Below are 6,972 nucleotides of genomic sequence, written 5' to 3' on the forward strand. Positions count from 1 at the left end.
GGATTGAACGAACCCGCTGACGCGGGAAAGCTGCGGGGTTTGTGACGGGAGGCTCCTGCTGGGAGGGTTTGGGTGTTGAAGCCACCCAGCCCAGCAGGAGCTCCCGATGACCGAAGCCAAGCCGATGAGCGCCCTTCGTCGCCGCATGATCGACGACATGACGCTTCGCAACCTGTCGCCGGCCACGCAGCGATCGTATCTGCACGCGGTGACGAAGTTCAGCCGTCATTTCGGCTGCCCGCCGGACCGGCTCGGGCTTGAGGATGTGCGCTCGTTCCAGGTGCATCTGGTCTCGCAGGGGATATCCTGGCCGGCGCTGAACCAGACGGTGTGCGCGTTGCGGTTCTTCTACGGCGTGACGCTGGACCGCGCCGAGATCCCCGAGCGGATCGTCTATGCGCGCACGCCGCGCAAGCTGCCGTCGATCCTGAGCGCCGATGAGGTCGTGCGCTTTCTGGAGGCGGTCCCGTCGCTGAAGACGCGGGTGGCGCTGACCACGGCCTATGCCGCGGGCTTGCGCGCCTCGGAGGCGGTGAGCCTGAAGGTGGCCGATATCGACAGCAGCCGGATGGTGCTGCAGGTCCGGCATGGCAAGGGCGCCAGGGACCGCACCGTGATGCTGTCGGCGGCGCTGCTGGCCATCCTGCGCAGCTACTGGCGCTTGGCGCGCCCGGCGCCATGGCTGTTCCCGGGCCGCAGCCCGGACAAGCCGATCGATGTCCAGGTGCTGCACGCCGCCTGCCGCTCGGCGGCGAAGGCGGCAGGGCTGACCAAGCGGGTCAGCGTCCACACGCTGCGCCACAGCTTCGCCACCCATCTTCTGGAGAGCGGAACCGATATCCGGATCATCCAGGTGCTGCTGGGCCATAGCAATCTGTCGACGACGGCGCGCTACACCCATGTGGCGACCTCGACGATCGCCAGGACGCAAAGCCCGCTGGACCGTCTCGACCTGGCCGTGACGCCGCCTGCCTGAGCGGCGGCCATGGCAGCCGATCTGGAGGTGGCGGATATCTTCCGCCGCCATGGAGCCGCCTACCGCCAGGAACGGCGTGGCCATCTCRGCCGCGTCGAGACGCGGGTCATGCGCGCCATCGAGCTGTGCCGGACGGCGGCGCTCGGCGGTCATCTCGAAGCCTGTGGCGACTGCAGCCATCGGCGCATCGCCTACAACAGCTGCCGCAACCGGCACTGCCCGAAGTGCCAGGGAGCGGCCCGGGAAGCCTGGCTCGCCGCGCGCGTGAAGGACCTTCTGCCCACGCCTTACTTCCATGTCGTGTTCACCGTGCCGGCCGCGATCGGGGCGATCGCCTTTCAGAACAAGGCCCTCGTCTATGGCATTCTGTTCGAGGCGGCGCTCTGGACCTTGAAGACCATCGCCGCCGATCCGCGGCATCTGGGCGGCGAGATCGGCGGAATCGCCATCCTGCACAGCTGGGGGCAGACCCTCTCCCATCATCCCCATATCCACTGCCTCGTTCCAGGCGGCGCATGGGCGCCGGACGGGCGATGGATCGCCTGCCGGCCGAGCTTCTTCCTGCCCATCCATGTTCTCTCGCGTCTGTTCCGTCGCCGCTTCCTCGAACGGCTTGCCCAGRCGCATGAGGCAGGCGAGCTCGCCTTCTTCGGCGACCTGGCCGCGCTCAATGGGTCCAAGGCGTTCGCSAGCGCGCTGGCCGGGCAGCGCAGGGTCAACTGGATCGTCTACGCCAAGCCGCCCTTCGGCTCGCCGGAGCATGTGCTGGCCTACCTTGGGCGGTACACTCATCGTGTCGCCATCGCCAACAACCGCCTGGTCGCCGCRGATGATGACGGCGTCGCCTTCCGCTGGCGCGACTATCGCCATGGCAACGCCGCCCGGACCATGAGGCTCGATCCCGCCGAGTTCATCCGCCGCTTCCTGCTGCACGCACTGCCCGACGGCTTCCACCGCATCCGCCACTTCGGCTTCCTCGCCAACGGCCACAGGCGCTCCAGGCTTGTCTTCATCCGCCAGGCCATCGCCGCAACCGCCAGCAGGCGCACCAGCGACCATGACGCCARCATCCAGGGGGCCGCCCGTCCATCGCGCCCGGCCTTCGATCCGGCGCTTTGCCCGTGCTGCGGCGGCGCCATGCGCGTCATCGCGACCCTCCCGCGCTGCCGGCCTTGCCCGGATACGTCATGACCAGAGGCCATCGGCATCGCAGWCCCGATCCTGTTGCCCTGCACRCCACTGCGTCGCGGCGAGCAATGCCCTGCGCCCGGCTCTGTCCCACAGCCATCAGGCGGATCATCGACGCTCCCGTCGCGCCCGCGCCCCCATGGCTCCCGGCCGCGCACTGCTCTGCCGCCGGCAGCGTCCGTCAGCCCGCTCCCATCAGGACTGCGATCGGTCCTGTCGGAGGCCCCTTGAGCAGCGGCCCCAAGGCACAAAACCCATAGGCCCTCGCGCCGGCGGCTTCGTTCAATCCGGCTTCAATGAGGTCGCGCGCCGCGCCTCGCTCCACGATCAGTGCCGCGCGACCTCACAGAACCCTCCAGATTCCGATTGAAGCGGGCGGGGTATTCCGAAGCGAAGCCGGCAGGGCATTCCGATTTGAAGCCGGCATGTGATTCCGAGATGAAGCCGGCACCCTGAAGGGGGTGTTGGAGGCCTGGGTCAGCCACTCTGGCAGACGTTTTCCGTATCTGAGCCCCGGCGAGATCGGGCGTCGTCTTGGTGTGGCGCGCAGTACCGTGCAGGGGAACYTGGCRCGAGCCCGGGAAGCCGGCCTGTCCTGGCCGCTGCCGGCGGAGCTGAGCGATGATGCGCTGGCAGGCCGGTTGTTCGCGCGATCCGGTGCTCTTTCGGGGGCGCGTCGCCGCCCCGAGCCGAACTGGGGCGACCTCGTCGTCGAGCTGAAGAAGCCCGGCGTGACGATGGCGATCCTGTGGGAGGAGTATCGCGGCGTCCATCCGCAGGGCTACGGCTATAGCCGTTTCTGTGACCTCCTGCGCGGCTTCCAGCGTCGGCTGTCGCCGACCATGCGTCAGGAGCACGTCGCCGGCGACAAGGTCTTCGTCGATTATTCCGGCAAGAAKCTCGGCATCGTCGATGCCCGGACCGGCGTCATCCGGGAGGCCGAGATTTTCGTCGGCGTGCTTGGCGCCTCGAACTTCACCTTCGCCGAGGCAAGTTGGACCCAGGCCCTGCCGGACTGGATCGGCTCGCATGTGCGGATGTTSCGGTTTTTCGGCGGCGTCCCCCGCCTGATCGTGCCGGACAACCTGAAGGCCGGCGTCAACAAGGCTTCGTTCTACGATCCGGATCTCAACCGCAGCTACGGCATGATGGCCTCGCATTACGGCGTCGGCGTACTGCCGGCCCGCGTCCGCAAACCGCGCGACAAGGCGAAGGTCGAGAACGGGGTCCGCTTCGCGCAAAGCGCCATCCTTGGACGCTTGCGCAACCAGACCTTCTTCTCGCTGGCCGAGGCCAATGCCGCGATCCGCGACGCCGTCGACCGGATCAACGACCATGTCATCCGGCGCCTTGGCGTCACCCGCCGCCATCTGTTCGAGACCGTCGAGCGGCCGGCCCTGGCGGTACTGCCCGAGGATTACGAGTTCGCCGAGTGGCGCCTGGCCCGCGCCGGCGTCGATTACCACGTCGAGTATGACGGCTATTTCTACTCCGTCCCCCACGGCCTGATCCGCGAACAGGTCGATCTGCGGGCCACCAGCCGGACGATCGAGGTCTTCCATCGCGGCCAGCGCGTCGCCGCTCACCAGCGCCGCTATGGCGGACGCCGGCACGGTACCAACCCCGATCACATGCCGAGCTCTCACCGGCGCTACGCCGACTGGAGCCCTGAACGGCTTCGGCGCTGGGCGGCGACGGTGGGCCCGAGCACGGAGGGCCTGGTCATTGCCATCCTGGCCAACCGCCCGCATCCCGAACACGGCTTCAGAACCTGCCTCGGCGTACTGCGCCTGTTCCGCGACCTCAAGCCGTCCCAGGCCGAAGCCGTCTCCGCGCGCGCCCTCGAGATCGGCGCTTTCGCCTACCGCGCGGTTGCCGCCATCGCCGCCAGACAAGCCGCGGCACCAGCCAGGACCTCCACCGAACCCGCCGCCATCATCGAGCACAGCAATCTGCGCGGCCCCGGCTACTTCCACTGACACCAGGAGACATCATCATGTTGATCCATCCCACCATGACCTTGCTCGCCGGGCTCGGACTGCACGGCATGGCCAAGAGCTTCCAGGAGCTCCAGGCCCAGCCCGAAAGCCGCGCCCTCGAACATGCCGACTGGCTCGCCCTCCTGCTCGAACGCGAGAGCACCGCGCGCAGCCAAAAACGCTTCGAGAACCGCGCACGCACCGCCAGGCTGCGCCACAACGCCAGCATCGAGGATGTTGACTTCAAGGCGTCGCGCGGCCTCGACCGCGGGCTCTTCCTCAGCCTCGCCGGCGGCGACTGGATCCGTCAGCATCGCAGCTTGCTGATCACCGGGCCGGYCGGCGTCGGCAAGAGCTGGCTCGCCTGCGCCCTCGGGCAAAAGGCCTGCCGCGACGATGTCTCGGTCGCCTACCATCGCGCCCCGAGGCTCTTCACCACCCTGGCCCAGGCCCGTGACGAGGGCCGCTACGCCCGCCTGCTCAAGGCGCTCGCCAGGGTCGAACTCCTGATCATCGACGACTGGGGGCCGGAAAAACTCGACGATACCCAGCGACGCGATCTCCTCGAACTCACCGAGGATSGTTACGAGCGCCGCGCCACCATCATCACCAGCCAGATCCCCGTGGACCGCTGGTACGAGATTATCGGGAATCCCACGATCGCCGACGCCGTCATGGATCGTATTGCCCACAATGCCTACCGCATCGAACTCGCCGGCGAGAGCATGCGAAAACGCCAGTCGCAGAGCCCTCCAGCCACGATCGCTTGACCGTCAAATCCATCCACGACAATCATCACGAACGACCCAGGCAAATCACCTCGCACCTGCCGGCTTCAAATCGGAATGGGGTGCCGGAATGAAATCGGAACAGGGTGCCGAATTCATATCGGAATTGCCCGCCGAATTCGTCGGAATCCGCAATAAGGCGCTGGTCGAGGTTCCGCACGACGGTCGCGGCTGCGACGCGGCCATTCAGGGCTAGCTGGCAATGCCCAACCGATCAATGGCGCTCGACCAGGTCGGATCAACCTTAGCCAGGCCACATCACGTGGCCGTGGGTGTAGTCAGCGTGACTTGCTGTATTCCTGCCAAGCAACCAGAAATTCGCTCTCGAGCTCTTGATTGAATGTGGCTAGCGCTTTGGCTACGTCATGCCAGTCGGCGTCGTCGAGGCACAGTTCGTAGTTGTCCGTGAAATTGGCGACGGCTTCGTAAATTTCACTGCCGCTGCGCAGGCCTTTATTGGCTGGAAGATCGCGAGATACCCCACATTCTTGGAGCTTTTCTTTCGCGCTGCACGTAAATGTGCCTTTTTTGGTCTTATTTAGCCATATCCTTGTCGACCAAAATCCAAGAACATTGCCCTGAGTGATATTCAATATCTCAATTTTACTTTCCACAAACTTCTCCAATTTGCTCACGATATCAATTCCCGGCCCGGCCGCGTCTTTCACGGGCAAGCGAAAAATTCGCGAACAGCGCTGAGAACAATAAGACTACCCCGCCGAATGCGAAGCCGAAGGCGGCGATGAACATTAGGCCGCGCTTCGGGCCTTCGGCCCCAGCAATGAATGCTATCAAGGCGCATCCCAACAAGACGGTGCCTATCAACAAGCACACCAGCCGCCGTGCCTTCGACATAGGCTTAGGCGCATCCGGGTCGTTGTAGATGATCGGGCCGTCGGGGTCGTTGTCGTTGAGAAAGCGGGGTTCGGGGACTTTCATAGGCCGGGACCATGCGTGGCCGGCGCTCGCGGGTCGATATTAACCGCGGCCAATCCCTTGTCATTCTCAGCCAGGCTCTGCCTGGAAGCAGCTGAGGCGCCCTCCGGCTGTCGCTATGGGCGGGATGTGCGCTTTGCTTCAAGCCGCGCCAGGAGCCGGCACAGGCGGGAATTGAGCGTCGCCTCTATGGTCTCGATCCGCTCCCATCGCCAGCGCGAGCCGCCCGTGCGCCTCATCATGCAGCACTGAGGCGTTACGGATAGCCGAAATCCGGCCCTCTTGGCGTTGTTACAGATAAGCAACTTAATGCCCAGCAGGTTTTTCAATTATCTGTAACGCCAAGAACTCTTCGTCGCTATTTTGTTACAGATATCCGTAGCAACGCGCACGTCGGTCTCCTCCTACCCGTAACAACGAGCATCAGGGCTGCAGAACGGCCAGCACAAACAGAGAACGCTGACACTGCTAGTGCTAAAGCAGCGATTGTCCGTCGGATCGGTATTCGGGTAGCTGTAACCATGAAGCCCCCGGTTTTTTCTCTCCAGCCCGGCCATTGCACGCGCTGCTCGGTGGCGTTCCCGGCGGACGCCGCCCCCTTTATCGTCTCAGAAACGGTCGCCAGGGACTACCTCGATCCGTCTATCCCCCGCATCGGATGGATTGCGACGGTGAAAGCGTCCGTCCCCGTCTGCGACGCGTGCCTTACCAGTTGGGAACGCACCTGGTGCACGGCAGAGATGGTCTGCGAAGGATGCGGCGATCGCATGTTCGTTCCCCCTCGGGACAAGAGGGCGACCTGTTCCACTGCCTGTTGGCAACGCGCCCGGCGGGCGCGGATACAGCGCGAACGTCCTCCCCTGAAATGCAACGTGTGTGCGACGTTCTTCTTCCCAAAGCGTCGTGCCGACGCGAAGTACTGCTCCAATCTCTGCCGCCAGCTCGCCTACCGGCTGCGGCTCGGGTGACGAGGGCGGCAAGGCCAACTCTGCGGTTGATCAGCGTCGAGTGGACGTACCCGTCAGGATGCCCGGATCAGTGAGCATCTGCAGGATCTTGATCGTAGCGGCTGTTGATGCAGCCGGCGTTGAGGACGTCGCGAGGG

At 65.0% G+C, this 6,972-nt stretch carries 6 protein-coding genes; 4 read left to right on the forward strand and 2 right to left on the reverse strand.

Annotation, left to right across the window (positions count from 1 at the left end; translation table 11 throughout):
* The first annotated feature begins 106 nt into the window (after positions 1-106).
* The 4 genes from AC1DJT_RS34665 (at position 107) to istB (ending at position 4,913) form a co-directional block, all read left to right on the forward strand.
* The gene (locus tag AC1DJT_RS34665) at positions 107-976 is read left to right on the forward strand and encodes a site-specific integrase (RefSeq protein ID WP_476768886.1); all 870 of its coding nucleotides are present in this window, start codon (positions 107-109) and stop codon (positions 974-976) included.
* Positions 977-985: 9 nt separating this feature from the next.
* Positions 986-2,167, forward strand: coding sequence for an IS91 family transposase (locus AC1DJT_RS34670; protein WP_476768885.1), 1,182 nt, complete (start codon positions 986-988; stop codon positions 2,165-2,167).
* A gap of 551 nt (positions 2,168-2,718) precedes the next feature.
* Positions 2,719-4,143 (forward strand): IS21 family transposase, encoded by a 1,425-nt coding sequence (gene istA, locus AC1DJT_RS34675; protein ID WP_476835861.1) that lies wholly within the window; start codon positions 2,719-2,721, stop codon positions 4,141-4,143.
* Positions 4,144-4,160: 17 nt separating this feature from the next.
* Positions 4,161-4,913 carry an IS21-like element helper ATPase IstB gene (gene istB / locus AC1DJT_RS34680; RefSeq protein ID WP_476835862.1) on the forward strand — a complete coding sequence of 251 codons (753 nt, stop codon included), beginning with the start codon at positions 4,161-4,163 and terminating at the stop codon, positions 4,911-4,913.
* Positions 4,914-5,209: 296 nt separating this feature from the next.
* On the opposite strand, the gene AC1DJT_RS34685 is transcribed toward istB, so the two are convergent.
* Both AC1DJT_RS34685 and AC1DJT_RS34690 read right to left on the reverse strand, forming a co-directional pair.
* Positions 5,210-5,566, reverse strand: a complete 357-nt coding sequence (locus AC1DJT_RS34685) for a hypothetical protein (protein ID WP_476768891.1) — start codon at positions 5,564-5,566, stop codon at positions 5,210-5,212.
* A 4-nt stretch (positions 5,567-5,570) separates the two neighbouring features.
* Positions 5,571-5,870, reverse strand: a complete 300-nt coding sequence (locus AC1DJT_RS34690) for a hypothetical protein (RefSeq protein WP_476768890.1) — start codon at positions 5,868-5,870, stop codon at positions 5,571-5,573.
* Positions 5,871-6,972: the final 1,102 nt, after the last annotated feature.

The organism is Allobosea sp. 05T422_2 (genome assembly GCF_056396265.1).

Bases quoted from the DNA above. Each gene is read 5' to 3' on its own strand.
- AC1DJT_RS34665 (WP_476768886.1), top strand. From the start codon at position 107: ATGACCGAAGCCAAGCCGATGAGCGCCCTTCGTCGCCGCATGATCGAC.
- AC1DJT_RS34690 (WP_476768890.1), bottom strand. From the start codon at position 5,870: ATGAAAGTCCCCGAACCCCGCTTTCTCAACGACAACGACCCCGACGGC.